Raw genomic sequence first — 19,042 nt, forward strand, 5'->3', positions numbered from 1 at the left:
TTGCCAACTAACATAAGTGCTATTGCGGGTATAGGAACCGATATTATTTACATGTCTCGCATCCAAAATACATTCGAGCGATTTGGTCAGAAATTCGTAAAGCGTATTTTAGGAAATCAAGAACAAGAGGTGTTCAAAAGTAGGTATTCAAGAGATCGTAAAAGAGGCATTCGATATATAGCAACTAGATTTGCGGCAAAAGAAGCATTTTCAAAAGCTATAGGTTTGGGTATACGTAGTCCAATGGCATGGACTCGGGTTCAAATTCTTAATGCATCAAGTGGAGAGCCTTCATTAACTTTTAGTGAACCGTTGAAATCCTGGTACGAAGAGCGTTTTGGGCTTGGTCATGTATCACTTACGGATGAAGCGGATATAGTAATGGCATTTGTAATTTTGGAGAGAAAGGTTTGATATGGCAGGTCCTGTAATTGTTGATATTGAGGGTTTTGAATTAAATGACCGTGAGAGAGTACGCCTGCAGCATCCCCTTGTTGGTGGGATGATTTTATTTTCAAGAAATTATAAAAATCCAGGCCAGTTACAAAAATTAACGGCTCAAATACGTGAAGCCAGGGCTGCAGCCAAAGATCCTAAAGTGGGTAGATCTAAGATTCTTATAACCGTTGATCATGAGGGTGGTAGGGTTCAACGATTCAAAACAGAAGGGTTTACACATATCCCAGCTATGGCTAGCCTAGGCTGTATCTATGATCAAGATCCTTTAAGGGCCATACGCATTGCCACAGAAACTGCATATGTAATGGCTATAGAGTTGTTATCATGTGGCGTCGATTTTTCCTATACTCCTGTATTGGATTTAAATTATGGAGTTAGTTCGGTAATAGGGGATAGGTCATTTCATAGAGATCCAAAAATTGTCTCGATATTATCGCGTGCATTTGTGCAAGGGCTAGCTAAAGCAGGAATGTCTTGCTGTGGGAAGCATTTTCCTGGGCATGGCTTTGTAGAAGCGGATTCACATATCGCCATACCTGAAGATAATCGCACACTTGATGAAATTTTGGGTGAAGACGTGAAGCCATATGAATGGCTGGGCGACTTGGTATTGCCATCAGTAATGCTTGCTCATGTAATTTATAAAAAGGTAGATAAGCACAATGCATGCTTCTCAAAAGTTTGGATTCAAGATATTTTACGCAGCAAGCTTGGATACGATGGTTTGATTTTTTCCGATGACTTAACTATGGAAGGTGCAAGTTATATAGGAGATATTACAGCTCGCGGTCAAGCAGCATTGGATGCAGGGTGTGATATGGTTATGGTATGTAATAAGCCTGACTTAGCCGATGAATTGCTTGCTAATTTGAGATATAACCCTAATCAAAATCCCCATTTAGAGCGAAGATTAGAAGAACTTTATCCCAAATATAAAGTTTGTAGTTGGGAAAACTTAGGGCAAAATGTAGCTTATAAAAATGCAAGATCCGCAACAGATAAAGTCTTTTCTTAAAGAACTTCCAGATTTGCCTGGTGTTTATAGGCATATCGATGCAAGTGATACAGTTCTATATGTAGGAAAGGCAAAAAATCTTAAGAAAAGAGTTAGTCAATATTACGCTAAAACCATTCAAAGTCCCCGCGTAGCCTTAATGATGGCTAAGGTGGTGCGTACTGAATATACTATTACGAATTCAGAATCAGAAGCACTAATTCTCGAAAATAATCTAATTAAAAGCTTGCATCCTCGATATAACATTCTATTTCGTGACGATAAGACTTATCCATTTTTAAAGTTTAGTGCCCATGAATTTCCTCAGATATCTTTTTATCGTGGTGCTACAAATAAACCAGGTAAATACTTTGGACCTTATCCTAATGGATATGCTGTAGGGCAAACGATTGAAGTACTCCAAAGAGTTTTTAGGCTAAGAACGTGTAACGACAGCGTTTTTCAGAATCGCTCACGACCTTGTATGCAATACCAAATAAAGCGCTGCTCAGCCCCTTGCACTGGATTTATAACTAAAGACGAATACGAAAATGATATAAAAAATGCGATCGATTTTTTAGATGGCAAGGCTCCCGAAGTTCTCAAAAATATTGAAAGCAAAATGATGATGGCTTCAGATATTATGAATTATGAGCTAGCCGCAATTTATAGGGACCAGATTAAAGCTCTAGGTACTGTTATGAATTCGCAATCTATGGAAGTTAATCCAAAGATTAATTGCGATATCATTGCCATCGAACAAATTGAAGGGAAGGTTTGTATAAATCTTGCCATGGTACGCAAAGGAAGGCATCTGGGAGACAAATCCATGTTTCCAACGCAAGTTAATGCAAATGAAGCATCGACCATACTTGAGGCGTTTATAAGCTCGCACTATCTTAGTCACGAAATTCCATCTATGCTTGTGTTGTCACATGAATTGAAGGATAGGGGTGTAATAGATATTTTTGAAGAAAAATATCATAAAAAAGTACGTGTTGTCGCAAGGCCAAATGCTTTGCAAAAATCGTGGCTTGAGCTGGCCATTAAAAATGCTCAGTTAGCATTGTCGCGTGAAATAAACGAATCGACCAAGGCTGAAAAGAGGACATTGGCACTGGCGGAGACTTTGGGGTATGCAACAGATCCAGACGCACTAAATTCACTATCGATTGAATGCTTCGACATAAGCCACACATCGGGTGAGGCGACGCAAGCCTCATGTGTTGTTTATCAATTTCATGATATGCAATCATCAAGATATCGTCGATACAATATTCACGGCATTACAGAGGGCGATGATTACGCGGCCATGGAGCAGGTTTTGACACGCAGGTATAGCAGTTTTTTAAAAGAGGGTGTTGATTTGCCTGATATTGTTCTTATCGATGGAGGTAAGGGGCAAATTGGTGTGGCTAAGCGAGTGTTTGAGGACTTGGGACTAGATTTAAGTAAAATTGTAGGGGTCGCAAAGGGAGAGGGGCGTAAAGTGGGCCTTGAGACACTTCATTTTGTTGATGGAAGAGCTCCGCTTGAACTTGGGGTACAATCGATGGCCTTGATGCTTATAGCCTCTATTCGTGATGAAGCACATCGCTTTGCGATTACGGGTATGCGTTCACGTCGTGCTAAGCAGCGCAATGTATCCAGACTTGAGGATATTGATGGGGTCGGTCCTAAGCGGCGTCAAAAGCTTCTTGCGAGATTTGGTGGGTTTACAGAGGTGTGTAATGCTAGTATTGCAGACTTACAGTCTGTGGATGGTATCTCTCGTGAGATAGCCGAAAAAATTTATTATGCTCTAAGGTAATTTATGAAAAATATACCAATGGCTCTCACGTGGATGCGAGTGTATTTTATCCCATTGTTTTTGCTTTGCTATGTCCTACCAATTGGTTGGTTTGGGACGAATCAATCCTCTTTTATGATCCGCGACTCAATTGCTACGGCTTTATTTGTCATTGCCTCTCTAACTGATTATCTTGATGGTTATCTTGCTCGCAAATGGAATCAAACTACATCTTTCGGAGCGTTTCTAGATCCAGTCGCAGATAAGCTTATGGTTTGTGCGGCATTGCTTATTTTGTTATTTTTAGGGAGAGTATCAGTACTGATCGTATTCGTGATCATTGCCAGAGAGATCATTGTATCGGCCCTAAGGGAGTGGATGGCCCAAAGAAATGCAAGAGATAAGGTTGCCGTGAATTCATTGGGTAAATGGAAGACTGCAACTCAAATGATGGCAATCCCTATGTTACTTTTAGACTCTTTTGGTTATCATTGGATTCATTATGTAGGGCAGGTTTTAATAATTTGTGCCACAATTTTAACTATTGTCTCCATGTGGGTTTATCTTAAAGCTGCATGGCCAATTATGAAAACTAACAATTAAATTTGCTAGGAGTATTAAATGAAAGTTTTAGTCCCTGTAAAAAGGGTAGTCGATTTCAATATTAAAGTTAGAGTTAAATCGGATAACTCTGCAGTTGATACAGAAAATTTAAAAATGTCTATGAACCCTTTTGACGAGATAGCTGTTGAAGAAGCTTCACGACTTAAAGAGGCGGGAAAAGTTTCCGAAATCGTTGCTGTTACTGTGGGTATCGCTCAAGCTCAGGATCAGCTTCGCTCAGCTATGGCCATGGGAGCAGATAGGGGCGTTTTAGTAGAAACAAACGAAGATGTTCAACCACTAGGAATCGCTAAACTTCTGAAGGAAGTTGCTACTAAAGAAGATGTAAAACTAATTTTATTAGGCAAACAGGCTATCGATGATGATTCAAATCAAACTGGTCAAATGTTAGCTGCTTTACTTGATTGGCCTCAAGCTACATTCGCAAGCAAAATAGAACTATCGGACGATAAGGCAGTAGTTACACGTGAAATAGATGGTGGGCTTGAAACATTAGAGATTGCTTTGCCAGCGGTAATTACTGTGGATTTACGCTTAAATGAACCACGGTTTGCTACTCTACCTAAAATTATGCAAGCTAAGAAAAAGCCGATCGATAAATTGACTCCTGCAGAATTATCTGTTGATGTTACGCCTAAAGTTAAAACAATTAAGGTTACTGAACCTGCTAATCGTTCGGGAGGAGAGATACTCCCAGACGTAGCCACTTTAGTTGACAAATTAAGAAATGAGAAAAAGGTGATTTAATGAAAGTATTAGTTGTAGCGGATTTCGAGCAAGGCACCCTTAAACCATCTACTTTATCTACCATCGCTGCCGCTCAAAAAATATCAAGCGAAATTGATTTGCTTATTGCAGGAAAGGGCGTTGAATCTGTATCTTCAGAAGCTTCGCAAATTCAAGGAATCTCTAAAGTTTTGATTGCAGATGGGGATTCATTAGCGAATTTGTTAGCGGAAAATTTAAGCAAACAAGTTATATCTATTGCTGATTCTTATTCTCATATTCTTTTTTCAGCTAGCTCTGTAGGAAAAAGCACTGCACCAAGAGTGGCTGCAAATCTTGATATTCCTCAGGTATCAGAAATTACGGCGGTGCTTGATGCCCAAACATTTGAGAGACCGATTTACGCCGGAAATGCTATAGCAACTGTTCAAACAACTGAGCCAAAAGTTGTATTAACTGTTCGTTCAACTGCATTTGATGCGGTACAAGCCACTGGAGGTTCTGCTTCTGTAGAAAGTTTGCAAGCAGTTGAGGCTGATGCTCGCGTAAAATTCATATCTCAAGAGATGACTAAAAGTGAACGTCCAGAACTCTCAGATGCAAAAATTGTTATCTCTGGCGGTAGAGCTTTAGGAAGTGCAGAAAACTTTCAGATGCTTTATGACCTTGCAGATAAGTTAGGTGCTGCAGTAGGTGCTTCACGTGCAGCCGTTGATATGGGATTTGCTCCTAATGACCTTCAAGTTGGTCAGACTGGGAAAATCGTGGCCCCACAACTTTATATAGCTGTCGGAATCTCAGGAGCTATCCAGCATCTTGCGGGCATGAAAGATTCAAAAGTGATCGTTGCTATAAATAAGGACCCTGAGGCACCAATCTTCAATATTGCTGATTATGGTCTAGTTGGGGATTTATTTGAAATTATCCCACAACTAAACGCTTCTCTTTAATTCTCCTTATTCCTATTAAGACCCATCTACTACGGAAGTAGTGATGGGTTTTTTCATAAATATATCTTTATAAGCTGCAAAGGATGCAACGTATACAAGAATATTTAAAAATAACATTAGGAAAAGAGCTGATAGTTCAATAATCCACGAATAGGGCGTATTAACTAGTACTATAGTCAATGTTATGTTGATACCAATAATCAACATAAACATTAATGTTAGAGGAAGAAAGTTTTGTAACGTCCCCTTAAACGAGAGTTTTAAAGCCTCTATAAAATCCATATCTTCCCAAGCTGTTAGAACAGGTATCCATAAAAAGAATACGAAAATCAAGTAAGCCATAAGAATTGGTGAAACCAATCTTGAGAGATTTCTTGTAAAAAAGTCCTTAGGTACATAGCCTTCAGACATTAGAGTATTTGCTTGAATGAAAATACTATCGTTCAAAATGCCTACTATATACAATGACCCTATATATAAAAGTCCAATAAATATGAATCCTTGAATGGCATTTTTCGTAGTTAGTTTCTTAAATAAATCAGCCCATACCATTTTTTTATTTTTGTATATGCTGTACGAGGCATTAAAGTAAATCATCTGAATTACTGCAATAAGAAATGATACAAACATTATTGTTCCGGAGAACATAAAGAATAGTAAAACAATGGTTATCAAAAAATTTAGAGCTATAAATGAAAATGGGTTAGTAGCAGCAATATAAAAGCCTTCAGCTAACCATTTGAATCCAGATTTAATACTATAAACATTAAAATTTTTGTTCATTTTTGATTAAAAGAGTGATAGTGAAATTTCCTTGTTAAATAGACGTTTTTTTAAAATTTTCTCAAAGTGAGTTGGGTCGTGAGGTTTGAGATTTTCTGCATCTCGAGGTAGAAATAAATCATAAAGTCTTGAAGTCCAAAATCTGAGGGCCGCTGCTTGAAGGGCATATGGCCAAAGATCCACTTCATCGCTTGTTATTGGTCTGATTGAAGCATATGAATCAATCCACTCCTTAGCCAATTCTGGAATTAAATCCCCCGTAGTCCTATCTATACACCAATCATTTATAGCCACGGCTAAATCAAAAATTAGGGCGTCATCCCCTGAAAAATAAAAATCGATAATGCCGCCGACAGTGCAAGTGTCTGAATCTGGATTAATAATTAGAACATTATCCCTAAACAAATCGCAGTGACATGCACTTCGCGGAATTACCTCTTTCCATTTATAAGAATTTTGAATCTCTTTTTGAATTGAAAGTGCTTGTTCATAAAGAGAAATTTGAGATTCATTTAAAAATGGTTTAATTGAGGGCCAAACTTCCTCCCACCAAGATAGGCCTCGCAGATTGTTCTGTTTGAATTTAAAATCCTTAGAAGCAATATGCATTTGAGCTTGAGCTTTAGCTACTATGTGGCAATGCCTCCGAGTAGGCTCGGTTATATGTTTTCCACCTTGCTTTGTGGCAATAATAGCTGGCTTCCCTTTTATATTTGAAATAAGTTCTCCAGCTTTAGTCCTTTGAGGTTTAGGCACAGCTACACCTTTGTTTGCTAAGTGGAGCATAAACTCAATATAGTAGGGCAGTTGAGTAAATTTAAGCACTTCAAATATGGTCAACACATAAGATCCTGTGCTCGTCTCAACAAAAAAATTTGAATTCTCAATTCCAGCAGATATACCTTCGAATTTATTTAAAATTCCAATTTCGTATTCGCTAATAAATTTTTCTAATTCTTTGCGTGTAATAGCGGTAAATACAGCCATAGATATAATATTGCTAGATTGCTAAAATAGGTTTCATTTTAGCAAAGTAAGTCTTAAACCCACTGAGTCAAAGTGCGATTCAAATTTAGTTATTCAAATTTATTTAATAAAGTTCAACTCTTCTCTGAACCTGCCATTATATTATGGGCAGCAATTTTAGGTGTAAGCGGCGGGCTTACAACTGTAGCATTTCATGAATGCGTGAAACTACTTCAAACACTGCATTCAAATGTATATGGTGATGTTGTACAAATTGCTTCAAATTGGAACATTTGGGAAAAATTATTAATACCTACATTAGGCGGTCTAATTGGTGGTTTGGGGCTATATTTTGCTTCGAAAATAAAAGTTGATGCTAACTCCGATTATATGGAAGCAGTTGCAATAGGAAATGGTCATTTATCAATAAGACAAGGCTTGTTGCGTATTGGTTCCGCTCTAAGCGTTTCAGCTACGGGTTGGTCATTAGGTCGTGAAGGTCCTATTATTCATCTTTCTTCAATGGTTGGATCGGCATTAGGTAGAGTGAATGAAATTGAAGGCAATTATTTACGAATGCTTGTTGCATGTGGTGCGGCAGCTGGTGTGTCTGCAGCATATTTTGCACCTATTGCTGGGGCCTTATTTATTGCAGAGATTGTTCTTGGAAGCATGGCCAGTCACGTACTTGCTCCATTACTTATAGCCTCATCTTCTGCTTATATAACAATCACCATCTTGGGTTACGAACCTTGGCTCTATCAGCTTCCACCTATATATCTGGTTGGTGAATTTGAGTTGTTACTATCAATAGTGATAGGAATATTCTCTGGTTTTGGTGCACCATTATTCTTAAAACTTTTATCTCTAACTCGTGACCTTTACGCAAAAACAGGCATGATTTTGCCTATACGTATGGCTTTAGCTGGTTTTCTATTAGGCTGTATATTTTTAATTGAGCCTTCAGCTGCAGGTAAGGGTGATACCTTAATTCACTCATTTATGTTAGATGATTCGTGGATTATCGAATCACTTATTTTGATTCTAATCATTAAATTGATTTCGACTAGTGTAAGTGTGGGCTCCGGTGCCGTAGGTGGTGTGATTACGCCAATTATGTTTATTGGTGCTAGTACGGCTATGATTCTTACTCATGCATTTGCATTAATAGAACCTAGTGTATTGCATTTCACTCCGGTTTTTGTTTTAGTTGGAATGGGGGCGTTTTTAACAGCTGGAACATCTGCACCTATAGTAGCTATAGTTTTACTAATGGAGATGACTAATAGCCTTCAGATTGCAGCCCCATTAATTTTTGCATCGGTAATCTCTTTTTATATCTCTAGGCTCTTTACTGGTACAGTAATGTTTGGCATTACAAGTAAACGTGAAAAACAAGACCTAGTAAGCTTAAGAATTTCACAACTAAAAGTTAGAAATCTTTTAAGCCCAGTAGATACAACAGTAAACCCAACACAAACTCTTAGAGAGGCCCTTGAAATATTCGCAAATACTGGGGTAAAAAATGTATTTGTTATCGGTGAAGATCAAGAATATTTAGGCATACTAACCAACAAAAATTTAACCCATGGAATCATGTCTAGTAGCCCATTAGATGAGCCTATACCAGCGGATTTTGTTCAAAGAAGTTTTGTAGACCCTTTGCAATTGGATATGAATCTTGATGAAGTACAAAACAGATTTTTCTCCTATAATGGCGAGCGTCTTCCAGTAGTAGACTATAGTGAGAAGCCTAAGTTAGTAGGCCTAGTATACAAATCTGATTTATTGAGAAAATTATCAGAAATTAAGAAAATTGAAGACAGACGTGGAAGTAAATCCGTAGATATCCGCAGATGAATAAAAATTCTAAATTATCTAAGGGCAGGCGTTTATCGGTCGCACCAATGCTTGACGTTACGAATAAACATTGCCGCTATTTTCATAGACTTTTAGCCCCACAAGCACTCCTATATACAGAAATGGTTACTACTGGTGCACTGATTTATGGGGATATACCAAGACACTTAGACTTTAATACAGTGGAGCATCCGGTTGCACTTCAGCTTGGAGGCAGCGTTCCTAAGGAATTGGCCCACTGCACTAAGCTTGCAGAAGAATGGGGTTATGACGAAGTAAATTTAAATTGTGGCTGCCCATCTGAACGTGTGCAAAAGGGGGCTTTCGGTGCATGTTTGATGCTTGAGCCTGAATTGGTAGCAGATTGTTGGGTGGCAATGTCTGAGTCATGCTCCTTGCCAATTAGTATTAAACACCGTTTAGGCGTAGACAATCATAATGACTATGGTTTTACTTTTAACTTTGTATCAAAGCTATATGATGTAGGTTGTAGGGAGTTTGTCACTCATGCAAGAAATGCAATCCTAAGTGGCTTAAGCCCTAAAGATAATCGAAAAATTCCTCCTCTAAAATATGATTACGTTAATAAGCTCAAAGCAGATTTTCCTGATGCAAATTTTGTTTTAAACGGCGGAATTTCAAATTTTGATGATGCGATACGGCTTGCTCATGAATTTGATGGGATCATGATTGGTAGACTGGCTTGGCATGAACCGAGGGTATTCGGAGACATTGCCACCCATATATTTGGAAATGATACTAGCTTAGATTTTAAATTTATTAGAGATTCACTTATTGAATATGCCTTACTAAATATCGGGAGAGGGGGTAACCTTAGAGAAGTGGTCAATCCTGTTTTAGGACTTATGAATGGATTGAAGGGAGCTAGAAGGTTTAGGCAACTTTTGTCTGACCCTAAAAATCTTAGGTCAAATGATATTTCTGTAATTTCAAAAGCTTTCGACCCATTTTGTTAATGTTTGTTACTTGTAATAAAGTGCTATTACATTTGAGTTTAATCAAAAAAACTACAAATTTTTATTCATAGTAGGTTTGCTAGGAAAGTAAGATATATCAAGGTCCTATTAAGGCGATCAAATTTTATCTTGACTTGAGAGATTTAATTTATTTAGATACTATATATTGTGCCTTGAGCACTTAAACAATACTAAATATAGATTTTACTAAGAGTCTATATTTAGTCCTGTAAAATCTTTGCTGGACTATTTATGAACACTAACACCATCTCCGTTATCAAGCGTGATGGGCGCTCTGAGCCTATCGACCTTGAGAAAATCCACCGCGTTATCGACTGGGCCGCAAAAGGTTTAGAAAATGTATCCACATCACAAGTTGAATTAAATTCTCAAATTCAATTTTATGATGGTATACAGACTCAAGATATACAAGAGACAATCATTAAAGCAGCTGCAGACTTAATTTCAACAGAAACGCCAGATTATCAGTTTTTAGCAGCTCGTCTTGCGATGATTCATATACGCAAAAAGGCTTATGGAGATCATGTGCCTCCTCACTTATATGACCATGTTTCCAAATTGGTCGAAAAAGGGGTATACGATAAAAACCTTCTCACAGATTACTCTAAAGAAGAGTTTGATGAGATGAATGGTTATCTTGTGCACGATAGGGATTGGGATTTTTCATATGTTGCTGTTATGCAGATGCAAGGTAAATACCTTGTTCAAAATCGAGTAAACGGGGATATCTACGAAACTCCACAATTTTTATATTTATTAGTGGCCGCTTGCTTATTTGCAAAATATCCAAAAGAAACTAGGCTTAAATATATAAAAGAGTTCTACGATGCTACATCGACTTATAAGATATCATTGCCAACCCCAATTATGGCTGGGGTTAGAACTCCAACAAGGCAATTTAGTTCATGCGTATTAATTGAGTGCGGGGATAGTCTAGATTCAATTAATGCTACAAGCTCTGCAATTGTTCGATATGTTTCTCAAAGAGCTGGAATAGGTATAAATGCAGGTCGAATTAGGGCTGAGGGAAGTCCTATTCGTGGCGGAGAGGCTAGACATACAGGGTGCATCCCATTTTATAAACATTTTCAAACTGCTGTTAAATGCTGCTCTCAAGGGGGTGTGCGCGGAGGTGCTGCTACTCTTTTTTATCCAATATGGCATCTTGAAGTTGAATCCTTATTAGTACTTAAAAATAATCGCGGTGTAGAAGCCAATCGTGTACGTCATATGGATTATGGTGTTCAGCTCAACAAACTGATGTATGAAAGGTTGGTTAAAGGGCAAAATATTACTTTATTTTCTCCTTCTGATGTTCCTGGCTTATATGATGCCTTTTTCGAAGATCAAGAATTATTCGAAAAACTTTATACAAAATACGAGCAAGATCCTAGCATACGCAAACGTCAGGTTAAATCTAATGATTTGTTCTCTATGCTTATGCAGGAGAGGGCTAGCACGGGACGTATCTATATACAAAATGTAGATCACTGCAATACACATAGTGCTTTTGACTCTAAAAAGGCCCCTATCAGACAAAGTAATCTTTGCTTAGAGATTACATTGCCAACAAAACCACTAGATGATATCAATGATGTCAAAGGTGAGATTGCTTTATGCACTTTATCTGCGTTTAATCTTGGTGCGATTGAAAATTTAGAGGAACTTGAACACTTAGCCGATTTGGTTGTACGTGCCTTAGATGCCTTATTGGATTATCAGGATTATCCAATTAAAGCTGCACAAATTAGTACTATGAACCGCCGCTCTCTTGGCGTGGGTGTTATTAATTTTGCATACTATCTAGCTAAAAACAATGCAAAATACTCTGACGGTAGCGGGAATGCTTTGACACATAGAACATTTGAAGCTATTCAGTATTATTTATTGAAAGCTTCTATGAATTTGGCTAAAGAGTTTGGTCCTTGCCCAGCATTTAACGAGACTAAATATTCTCAAGGGCTATTGCCGATTGATACATACAAAAAATCGATAGATCAATTTTGTGATGAAACTTTGCATTTAGATTGGGAAACGTTACGAGTTGAGATTATGAAAAATGGTCTTAGAAATTCCACTTTAACAGCACTTATGCCGTCTGAGACTTCTAGTCAAATTTCTAATGCTACCAATGGAATCGAACCTCCTAGAGGTTTAATAACCGTAAAACAATCAAAGGATGGAATCCTAAAACAAATAGTTCCAGAATATAAAGAACTTAAAGATAAATACGAAACTTTATGGCAGTTACCTAATATGGAAGGTTATTTCCAAATCGTAGGTATTATGCAGAAATTCGTTGATCAGTCTATATCAGCAAACACTAACTATGATCCTAAAAAATTCCCAAATGGCTTAGTCCCTATGCAACAATTAATTAAGGACCTTCTTAAAGCCTATAAGTACGGAATTAAAACTCTGTACTATCACAACACTAGGGATGGATCTGATGATATTCAAGATACTGCAAAAGAAGATGATTGTGCTGGAGGGGCATGCAAAATCTAAAGGCATGCACATAGAGGAAAATTATGAAATATAGTACATTTTGCCAAACACCAAACAATGCTTTAAAAGAGCCTATGTTTTTTGGTCAACCCGTAAATGTTGCTCGATATGATCAGCAAAAATATGAAATTTTTGAAAAATTAATCGAAAAGCAATTGTCTTTTTTCTGGAGACCAGAGGAGATTGATGTCTCACAAGATCGTATTGATTATGCAGGTCTACCAGAGCATGAAAAACATATATTTATTAGCAATCTAAAATATCAAACTCTTTTGGATTCGATTCAAGGCAGAAGTCCTAATGTTGCCTTTTTACCCCTGGTCTCTATACCCGAACTTGAAACTTGGATTGAAACCTGGTCTTTTTCTGAAACTATTCACTCTAGATCCTATACACATATCATTAGAAATATATCAGTCGATCCTAGCTCTATCTTTGATGATATTGTTCGAAATAAACATATTCTAGAGAGAGCCAAAGACATTTCCAAATACTACGACAATTTAATTGAACTAACTCAGTATTATGAATTGTTCGGCGAAGGTACTCACAACATAAACGGCAAAGAAGTTGAAGTGAGTATTACTGAGCTTAAGAAACGTCTTTATCTTTGCTTAATGGCAGTTAATGTTTTGGAGGCCATTAGATTTTATGTAAGTTTCGCATGTTCATTTGCATTTGCAGAACGCAAACTTATGGAAGGTAACGCAAAAATCATAAAACTTATTGCACGCGATGAAGCACTTCACCTTACAAGTACTCAACATATGCTCAATATAATGCGTTCTGGAGAAGATGATCCAGAAATGGCTGTTATTGCTAAAGAGTTAAATGAAGAGTGTTTTGAGTTATTTAAAAATGCTGCTGAACAAGAAAAAGCTTGGGCTGAGTATTTATTTAAAGATGGTTCTATGATTGGGTTAAATAAAGACATACTAATCCAATATGTTGAATACATCACAAATATTCGAATGCTTGCTGTTGGATTGAGGGAGGCCTTTCCGAATTCTAAACAAAATCCTATTCCATGGATTAATACATGGCTAACTTCGGATAATGTTCAAGTTGCACCTCAGGAGGTTGAGCTTACTTCTTATCTTGTTGGTCAAGTAGATTCTAATCTGGATATCGATGAATTGAGCGCCGACGATCTATAGGATGGCCTATGTAATTACTGAAAGCCTTGGCTTTCATACGTTTGAAAACGAGACGCTATTAGAGAGCTTGGAACGAACAGGTCACAATGTTCCAAGCCATTGCCGTTCGGGGTTTTGTGGCACATGTAGAACAAAAATAATAACTGGTGAGGTTGATTATTTAATAGACCCTCTTGCTTACATAGGTCCTGACGAAATTCTACCTTGTTGTTGTAAAGCTAAAGGATCAGTGATTTTAGACTGTAGTACTGATATCAGAGATTAGTAAATTTTGCTTTGTTGGTAGGCTTTCATTTCGTGTATTTGATGGTATTAATTCGCCAAGTGTTACATGCTCATCGAGTATTAGACGGGCCATCTGTTTTTTCATATTGTTATCAACCTTATCATTAATTGATTTATTCAGAAGAAACATATCCTTAAGTTTGGACATGTCCATATCATAATCACTAGCTATAACCCATCGTTCAGAACGCTTGCCGTCTGTATTTACAATATATCCCAAAGTTTTTAACTTATCTAAAAGCATAAGAGTATGTGCAATTTCTCCATGGACTTCATGAACAATTGTGTTGGTGCTTTTTCCCGGGGGATTGTCGTTTCTTGAATTATTTAATAGTCTTAAAATCCTTACCGATTGTGTGAAATCGGCACCGATTTTGTTGTATGTGTAATCAAAACCATACCTAAGTTGTGGAAGTAGAGCTACCAATAAGGCTCCAGCGAGTATGATAATCCATGAAATATAAATCCATAATAAGAATAATGGTATGGTGGCAAAGGTACCGTATATCAGGGTGTAAGAGGGAAATTTAGTTATATAGTATGTAAATCCGAATTTCAGTCCTTCAAATAGCAAAGCTGAAGTAGCTCCGCCAATCAGTGCATCTTTCCAATGAACTTGTCTATTTGGAACGATTTTATAAATCAATGAGAAAGAAATAAAAGACAAAATAAATGGAAAAATAGTACCAAATAGGTTTTGTATAACACTTAAATCCATACCAACGCCAAGCTTAGCTCTAGTAACATAAGTGCTTGCCCATATGCTTGCTCCAAACACAAATGGGCCTACAGATAATACAGCCCAATATATAAGAATTCGAATCCATAGTGGCCTTTGTTTAGTAACTCTAAACATTTTATTTAATACTTCATCTATAGTTTTCATAAGCATAATGGAGGTTATGACTAGGAAAACTGAACCAACAACAGTCATACCTCTTGCACTTTCAGCAAACTGATTTAAATAATTCATTATTTGATCAGATAAACTCTCAGGCATAAGATTGCTTGTCATGTAAGTTTGGAGATCACCCTGTATGGTGTGAAACATAGGAAAAGCTGTGAATAGTGAGAGAATAACAGCTAATAATGGGACTACAGCAAGTACAGTTGTGTAAGTAAGAGTGCCAGCAACTTGAGTTATATTTTCTTTAAGAACTCTATTGTAGATGTATGAAACAGTTTCTTTAAATGATTTTTTAGATTTCTTGTCTTCAAGACTGCTATGCTCTTGAAGTTCATGAGCATCTTGAATGTCTTCTAATTGTTCATCTTCATCTATAAGGTCTGACATACTTACCCCTAAATATAACATTGTGTAAGTATAACAATCTTAGGAATAATTTAGATTAAAATGGAAAATTACATTTTGACTTTAAGCCATTTTAATTTAGTGAATAACCCTCAGAACAAATTAACAAAGAAAATAATATTCATACTTTTATCTGCACTTATTCTCTTAAACGTTCTGTGGGAGTTGTGGTTTGATCCATTGTTGCCAGGCGGCAGTTTATATGTTTTAAAAATTATGCCACTATTTTTTTTGCTGTATGGCACATATAAAGGGGATATATATTTATTGCAATGGCTATCCTTAGTAATTCTGTTATATGTAATGGAAGGCATTGTCAGAATGATGTCGGATACTACAGAAACATCTAAATTACTCGGTTTGATAGAATTTTTATTAGCTACGGGAATTTTCATATTTTCTCTTATATATTTAAGACCAGCTAAGCAAGCGTTCAAAGCTCATAAGAAAAAAATAAGGAGTACAAATGAATAAAACTTTATACGATAAATTATGGGATGCTCACGTAGTGAGTAATTCTGATGATGGTACCTCTCTTATTTATATTGATAGACAGCTTCTGCACGAAGTGACTAGCCCGCAAGCTTTCGAGGGCTTGAGATTAAACAATCGTAAGCCTTGGAGAATTGAGGCAAATCTTGCGGTAGTGGACCATAACATACCTACAAAAAATATAAAAATGGGGATAGACGAGCCCATTGCCAAATTACAAGTGGATACGCTTAGAAAAAATTGCGAAGCCTTTGATATTACTTTTTTCGACGTAAATGATATAAGAAACGGTATTGTTCATGTGGTTGGACCTGAGCAGGGAGCTACATTACCAGGAATGACAGTCGTTTGTGGTGATTCGCATACTAGTACTCACGGGGCGATTGGGGCATTGGCATTTGGAATTGGTACTTCTGAAGTTGAACATGTATTATCCACTCAGACTTTGATTAAAACTAAAGATAAAAATATGCTTATTCGTGTTGATGGTAAGCTTCCAGATGGCTGTACATCAAAGGATTTGATTTTATATATTATTGGTCAAATTGGAACAGCTGGTGGTACAGGTTATGCAATTGAATTTGCAGGTTCTACCATTAGCGATCTATCTATTGAGTCTAGATTAACGATTTGCAATATGGCCATTGAAGCGGGAGCTAGATCAGGTTTAGTGGCTGTAGACGATAAAACGATTGATTATTTTAAAAACAAACCATTTGCCCCTAAGGGAGCGGATTGGGATATGGCGGTTGAATATTGGAAAACACTAAATTCAGATGAAGGTGCTCATTTTGATAAAGTTATCAAAATAGATGCTACTAAGGTAGTACCTCAAGTGACATGGGGTACTTCTCCTGAAATGGTACTCGGAGTAGGGGATCAAGTTCCAAACCCGTCGGATGAATCTGATTTAACAAAATCACAGGGCATTGCCAGAGCTTTGGAATATATGGGCTTAGAGCCGAATCAAAAAATAACTGATATTTTTATTGATAAAGTCTTTATTGGGTCCTGTACGAATAGTCGAATAGAAGATATTCGAAGTGCAGCAGAGGTAGTAAAAGGCAAACGCATTGCCAGCAATATTAAATTAGCTATGGTCGTGCCAGGCTCTGGTCTTGTGAAAGAACAAGCGGAAAAAGAGGGACTAGATAAAGTTTTTACTGATGCTGGCTTTGAATGGAGATCGCCAGGATGCTCTATGTGTCTTGCTATGAATAACGATAGATTATCTCCTCAAGAACGCTGTGCATCTACCTCAAATAGGAATTTCGAAGGACGTCAGGGGCATGGAGGGCGCACTCATCTCGTAAGCCCTGCAATGGCTGCGGCTGCAGCAATTGCTGGACATTTCGTGGATATCCGTGATTTTAAAAATTTAAACTCTCAAATCTAAAGGAGTGAGATATGCAAGTGTTTACTAAACATAAAGGTCTAGTTGTTCCTTTGGATAGGGAAAATGTTGATACCGATTTAATTATTCCAAAACAGTTCCTTAAATCAATCTCAAGGACTGGGTTTGGTCCTAATGCATTTGATGAACTAAGATATATAGATCACGGCGAACCAGGAATGGACAATTCTTCAAGACCACTAAATCCTGATTTTGTTTTGAATTTTCCAAGATATAAGGATGCAAGCATTCTTTTAGTAAAAAGCAATTTTGGATGTGGCTCCTCTCGCGAACATGCACCATGGGCTTTGTTGCAAAATGGGTTTAGAGTAATTATCGGCTCTACTTTTGCTGATATTTTTCATAACAATAGTTTTAAAAATGGTTTGTTACTAATTAAATTGGATGCGAATATTGTTGATGAATTATTTAAGGAAGTTTCTGAGCAAGTAGGGTATACATTGACCGTTGATTTAGAAAACCAAAAAATCATTAAGCCTAATGGTTGCGAAATTAATTTTGAAATAGATGAATTCAGAAAATATTGTCTATTGAATGGCCTAGATGATATTGGAATCACTCTAAACAAAACTGAAAAGATTAAATCATTTGAACAAAATCGTTTAACTGAGCATTCTTGGCTAAGAGGTATGCATGGATAATTTAGTAGCTGTATTGCCAGGGGATGGAATTGGCCCTGAGATTGTAACTCAAGCTGTTCGGGTACTTAAAAGTTTGGATTTAGATTTGGTTTTTGAGGAGCAGCCAGTAGGCGGTGCAGCTTATGATATTTCTGGATATCCTCTTCCAAAGCAAACTTTAGATCTTGCAAAACGCTCTAAAGCAGTTTTATTTGGTGCTGTTGGAGACTGGAAATATGATTCTTTAGAGAGGGAATTTCGGCCTGAACAAGCGATTCTTTGGCTTAGAAAAAACCTTGGTCTTTTTGCAAATCTTAGACCAGCTTTCTTATATCCTGAGTTGTCAGATGCCTCAACTCTTAAACCTGAGATCGTTTCTGGGCTAGATATATTAATTATTCGTGAGCTAACTGGAGATGTATATTTCGGAAAACCTAGAGGGTTAAGAGAAATTCCTGAAGGTGAGTTTGCTGGTGAGCGTGAAGGCTTTGACACTATGTGCTATCGCGAGGGTGAGATAAGACGAATCGCTCATATTGCTTTTAAAACAGCTAAACTAAGAAACAAAAAATTATGCTCCGTAGATAAAGCAAATGTACTAGAAACATCTCAGTTATGGAGAGATATTGTTATTGAAGTAGCCAAAGAATATCCAGATGTTTCACTTTCGCATATGTATATCGATAATGCGGCTATGCAATTAGTGAGGGCACCTAAGGAGTTCGATGTTATTCTTACAGGAAATTTATTTGGAGATATTCTTTCAGATGAAGCCTCTATGCTCACTGGATCGATTGGAATGTTGCCATCGGCATCTTTAAATGCTAGTTCTCAAGGTCTATATGAACCAAGTCATGGGTCAGCTCCTGATATTGCAGGAAAAAATGTGGCCAATCCTTTAGCCACTATATTGTCAGCAGCTCTTATGCTTAGATATAGCTTTGGCTTGGAGGAACAAGCAAAAAGAATAGAGAGTGCTGTTGCTGGGGTCATAGCTGAGGGATATAGGACTGTAGATATATTGAGTGATTCAAATAATCTAAAACGTGTAAGCACTTCTGAAATGGGTGATGCTGTAATTAATCAACTTACAAAACAATAAGGA

Annotated in this window: 18 protein-coding genes; 15 read left to right on the forward strand and 3 right to left on the reverse strand. The window is 37.2% G+C overall.

The genetic code is table 11. The annotated features are described in order from the left end of the window. Genes acpS through TASI_RS03900 form a run of 6 tightly spaced genes read left to right on the forward strand, consistent with a single transcriptional unit; the run spans nucleotide 1 to nucleotide 5,542 of the window. Nucleotides 1-414 carry a holo-ACP synthase gene (acpS, locus tag TASI_RS03875; protein ID WP_014111457.1) on the forward strand — a complete coding sequence of 138 codons (414 nt, stop codon included), beginning with the start codon at nucleotides 1-3 and terminating at the stop codon, nucleotides 412-414. Nucleotide 415: 1 nt separating this feature from the next. Then, nucleotides 416-1,474, forward strand: a complete 1,059-nt coding sequence (nagZ, locus tag TASI_RS03880) for a beta-N-acetylhexosaminidase (RefSeq protein WP_014111458.1) — start codon at nucleotides 416-418, stop codon at nucleotides 1,472-1,474. Continuing rightward, complete coding sequence (gene uvrC, locus TASI_RS03885; protein ID WP_014111459.1) at nucleotides 1,440-3,263, forward strand: excinuclease ABC subunit UvrC; 1,824 nt, start codon at nucleotides 1,440-1,442, stop codon at nucleotides 3,261-3,263. The genes nagZ and uvrC overlap by 35 nt, the downstream gene beginning before the upstream one ends. Nucleotides 3,264-3,266: 3 nt before the next feature. After that, the gene (pgsA, locus tag TASI_RS03890) at nucleotides 3,267-3,845 is read left to right on the forward strand and encodes a CDP-diacylglycerol--glycerol-3-phosphate 3-phosphatidyltransferase (RefSeq protein ID WP_014111460.1); all 579 of its coding nucleotides are present in this window, start codon (nucleotides 3,267-3,269) and stop codon (nucleotides 3,843-3,845) included. Nucleotides 3,846-3,863: 18 nt separating this feature from the next. After that, nucleotides 3,864-4,613, forward strand: a complete 750-nt coding sequence (locus tag TASI_RS03895; RefSeq protein ID WP_014111461.1) for an electron transfer flavoprotein subunit beta/FixA family protein — start codon at nucleotides 3,864-3,866, stop codon at nucleotides 4,611-4,613. Further along, nucleotides 4,613-5,542, forward strand: coding sequence for an electron transfer flavoprotein subunit alpha/FixB family protein (locus TASI_RS03900; RefSeq protein WP_014111462.1), 930 nt, complete (start codon nucleotides 4,613-4,615; stop codon nucleotides 5,540-5,542). Before TASI_RS03895 ends, TASI_RS03900 begins: the two co-directional genes overlap by 1 nt. Before the next feature lie 15 nt (nucleotides 5,543-5,557). On the opposite strand, the gene TASI_RS03905 is transcribed toward TASI_RS03900, so the two are convergent. Together TASI_RS03905 and TASI_RS03910 are read right to left on the reverse strand one after the other, a co-directional pair. Next, complete coding sequence (locus TASI_RS03905) at nucleotides 5,558-6,325, reverse strand: BPSS1780 family membrane protein (protein ID WP_014111463.1); 768 nt, start codon at nucleotides 6,323-6,325, stop codon at nucleotides 5,558-5,560. A gap of 6 nt (nucleotides 6,326-6,331) precedes the next feature. Beyond that, entirely contained in the window at nucleotides 6,332-7,312 is a 981-nt protein-coding gene (locus TASI_RS03910; RefSeq protein WP_014111464.1) for a homoserine kinase, read from the reverse strand. Nucleotides 7,313-7,384: 72 nt separating this feature from the next. On the opposite strand from TASI_RS03910, the gene TASI_RS03915 reads away from it, so the two are divergent. From TASI_RS03915 to yfaE, 5 genes are all read left to right on the forward strand, one after another. Next, a complete protein-coding gene (locus TASI_RS03915; protein WP_014111465.1) occupies nucleotides 7,385-9,151 on the forward strand; it encodes a chloride channel protein in 1,767 nt (588 codons plus the stop codon). Continuing rightward, nucleotides 9,148-10,128 (forward strand): tRNA dihydrouridine(20/20a) synthase DusA, encoded by a 981-nt coding sequence (gene dusA, locus TASI_RS03920; RefSeq protein ID WP_014111466.1) that lies wholly within the window; start codon nucleotides 9,148-9,150, stop codon nucleotides 10,126-10,128. The genes TASI_RS03915 and dusA overlap by 4 nt, the downstream gene beginning before the upstream one ends. 252 nt (nucleotides 10,129-10,380) lie before the next feature. Beyond that, the gene (nrdA, locus tag TASI_RS03925; RefSeq protein WP_014111467.1) at nucleotides 10,381-12,657 is read left to right on the forward strand and encodes a class 1a ribonucleoside-diphosphate reductase subunit alpha; all 2,277 of its coding nucleotides are present in this window, start codon (nucleotides 10,381-10,383) and stop codon (nucleotides 12,655-12,657) included. Nucleotides 12,658-12,680: 23 nt separating this feature from the next. After that, nucleotides 12,681-13,814 carry a class Ia ribonucleoside-diphosphate reductase subunit beta gene (gene nrdB / locus TASI_RS03930; protein WP_014111468.1) on the forward strand — a complete coding sequence of 378 codons (1,134 nt, stop codon included), beginning with the start codon at nucleotides 12,681-12,683 and terminating at the stop codon, nucleotides 13,812-13,814. A gap of 1 nt (nucleotide 13,815) precedes the next feature. Next, the gene (gene yfaE, locus TASI_RS07795; protein WP_081462454.1) at nucleotides 13,816-14,079 is read left to right on the forward strand and encodes a class I ribonucleotide reductase maintenance protein YfaE; all 264 of its coding nucleotides are present in this window, start codon (nucleotides 13,816-13,818) and stop codon (nucleotides 14,077-14,079) included. Here the strand turns inward: yfaE and TASI_RS03935 are convergent. Then, the gene (locus tag TASI_RS03935) at nucleotides 14,050-15,393 is read right to left on the reverse strand and encodes a YihY family inner membrane protein (RefSeq protein ID WP_014111469.1); all 1,344 of its coding nucleotides are present in this window, start codon (nucleotides 15,391-15,393) and stop codon (nucleotides 14,050-14,052) included. The genes yfaE and TASI_RS03935 overlap by 30 nt on opposite strands. A gap of 60 nt (nucleotides 15,394-15,453) precedes the next feature. Here TASI_RS03935 and TASI_RS03940 point away from each other — a divergent pair, with 60 nt between their 5' ends. From TASI_RS03940 to leuB, 4 genes are read left to right on the forward strand one after another with little or no spacing between them, the layout of a single operon-like run. Continuing rightward, a complete protein-coding gene (locus TASI_RS03940) occupies nucleotides 15,454-15,885 on the forward strand; it encodes a DUF2069 domain-containing protein (RefSeq protein WP_044978043.1) in 432 nt (143 codons plus the stop codon). Then, a complete protein-coding gene (gene leuC / locus TASI_RS03945) occupies nucleotides 15,878-17,299 on the forward strand; it encodes a 3-isopropylmalate dehydratase large subunit (RefSeq protein ID WP_014111471.1) in 1,422 nt (473 codons plus the stop codon). The genes TASI_RS03940 and leuC overlap by 8 nt, the downstream gene beginning before the upstream one ends. Before the next feature lie 11 nt (nucleotides 17,300-17,310). After that, nucleotides 17,311-17,958: a 3-isopropylmalate dehydratase small subunit gene (leuD, locus tag TASI_RS03950; RefSeq protein WP_014111472.1), complete on the forward strand. Its 648-nt coding sequence runs from the start codon at nucleotides 17,311-17,313 to the stop codon at nucleotides 17,956-17,958. Next, nucleotides 17,951-19,039, forward strand: a complete 1,089-nt coding sequence (gene leuB, locus TASI_RS03955; RefSeq protein WP_014111473.1) for a 3-isopropylmalate dehydrogenase — start codon at nucleotides 17,951-17,953, stop codon at nucleotides 19,037-19,039. Before leuD ends, leuB begins: the two co-directional genes overlap by 8 nt. Nucleotides 19,040-19,042: the final 3 nt, after the last annotated feature.

The organism is Taylorella asinigenitalis MCE3 (genome assembly GCF_000226625.1).
Taxonomy (GTDB): Bacteria; Pseudomonadota; Gammaproteobacteria; order Burkholderiales; family Burkholderiaceae_B; genus Taylorella; species Taylorella asinigenitalis.

Bases quoted from the DNA above. Each gene is read 5' to 3' on its own strand.
- pgsA (WP_014111460.1), top strand. From the start codon at position 3,267: ATGAAAAATATACCAATGGCTCTCACGTGGATGCGAGTGTATTTTATC.
- TASI_RS03895 (WP_014111461.1), top strand. From the start codon at position 3,864: ATGAAAGTTTTAGTCCCTGTAAAAAGGGTAGTCGATTTCAATATTAAA.
- nagZ (WP_014111458.1), top strand. From the start codon at position 416: ATGGCAGGTCCTGTAATTGTTGATATTGAGGGTTTTGAATTAAATGAC.
- nrdB (WP_014111468.1), top strand. From the start codon at position 12,681: ATGAAATATAGTACATTTTGCCAAACACCAAACAATGCTTTAAAAGAG.
- uvrC (WP_014111459.1), top strand. From the start codon at position 1,440: ATGCAAGATCCGCAACAGATAAAGTCTTTTCTTAAAGAACTTCCAGAT.
- TASI_RS03905 (WP_014111463.1), bottom strand. From the start codon at position 6,325: ATGAACAAAAATTTTAATGTTTATAGTATTAAATCTGGATTCAAATGG.
- TASI_RS03935 (WP_014111469.1), bottom strand. From the start codon at position 15,393: ATGTCAGACCTTATAGATGAAGATGAACAATTAGAAGACATTCAAGAT.
- nrdA (WP_014111467.1), top strand. From the start codon at position 10,381: ATGAACACTAACACCATCTCCGTTATCAAGCGTGATGGGCGCTCTGAG.
- TASI_RS03910 (WP_014111464.1), bottom strand. From the start codon at position 7,312: ATGGCTGTATTTACCGCTATTACACGCAAAGAATTAGAAAAATTTATT.
- TASI_RS03940 (WP_044978043.1), top strand. From the start codon at position 15,454: ATGGAAAATTACATTTTGACTTTAAGCCATTTTAATTTAGTGAATAAC.
- dusA (WP_014111466.1), top strand. From the start codon at position 9,148: ATGAATAAAAATTCTAAATTATCTAAGGGCAGGCGTTTATCGGTCGCA.
- leuB (WP_014111473.1), top strand. From the start codon at position 17,951: ATGGATAATTTAGTAGCTGTATTGCCAGGGGATGGAATTGGCCCTGAG.
- yfaE (WP_081462454.1), top strand. From the start codon at position 13,816: ATGGCCTATGTAATTACTGAAAGCCTTGGCTTTCATACGTTTGAAAAC.
- TASI_RS03900 (WP_014111462.1), top strand. From the start codon at position 4,613: ATGAAAGTATTAGTTGTAGCGGATTTCGAGCAAGGCACCCTTAAACCA.
- leuC (WP_014111471.1), top strand. From the start codon at position 15,878: ATGAATAAAACTTTATACGATAAATTATGGGATGCTCACGTAGTGAGT.
- leuD (WP_014111472.1), top strand. From the start codon at position 17,311: ATGCAAGTGTTTACTAAACATAAAGGTCTAGTTGTTCCTTTGGATAGG.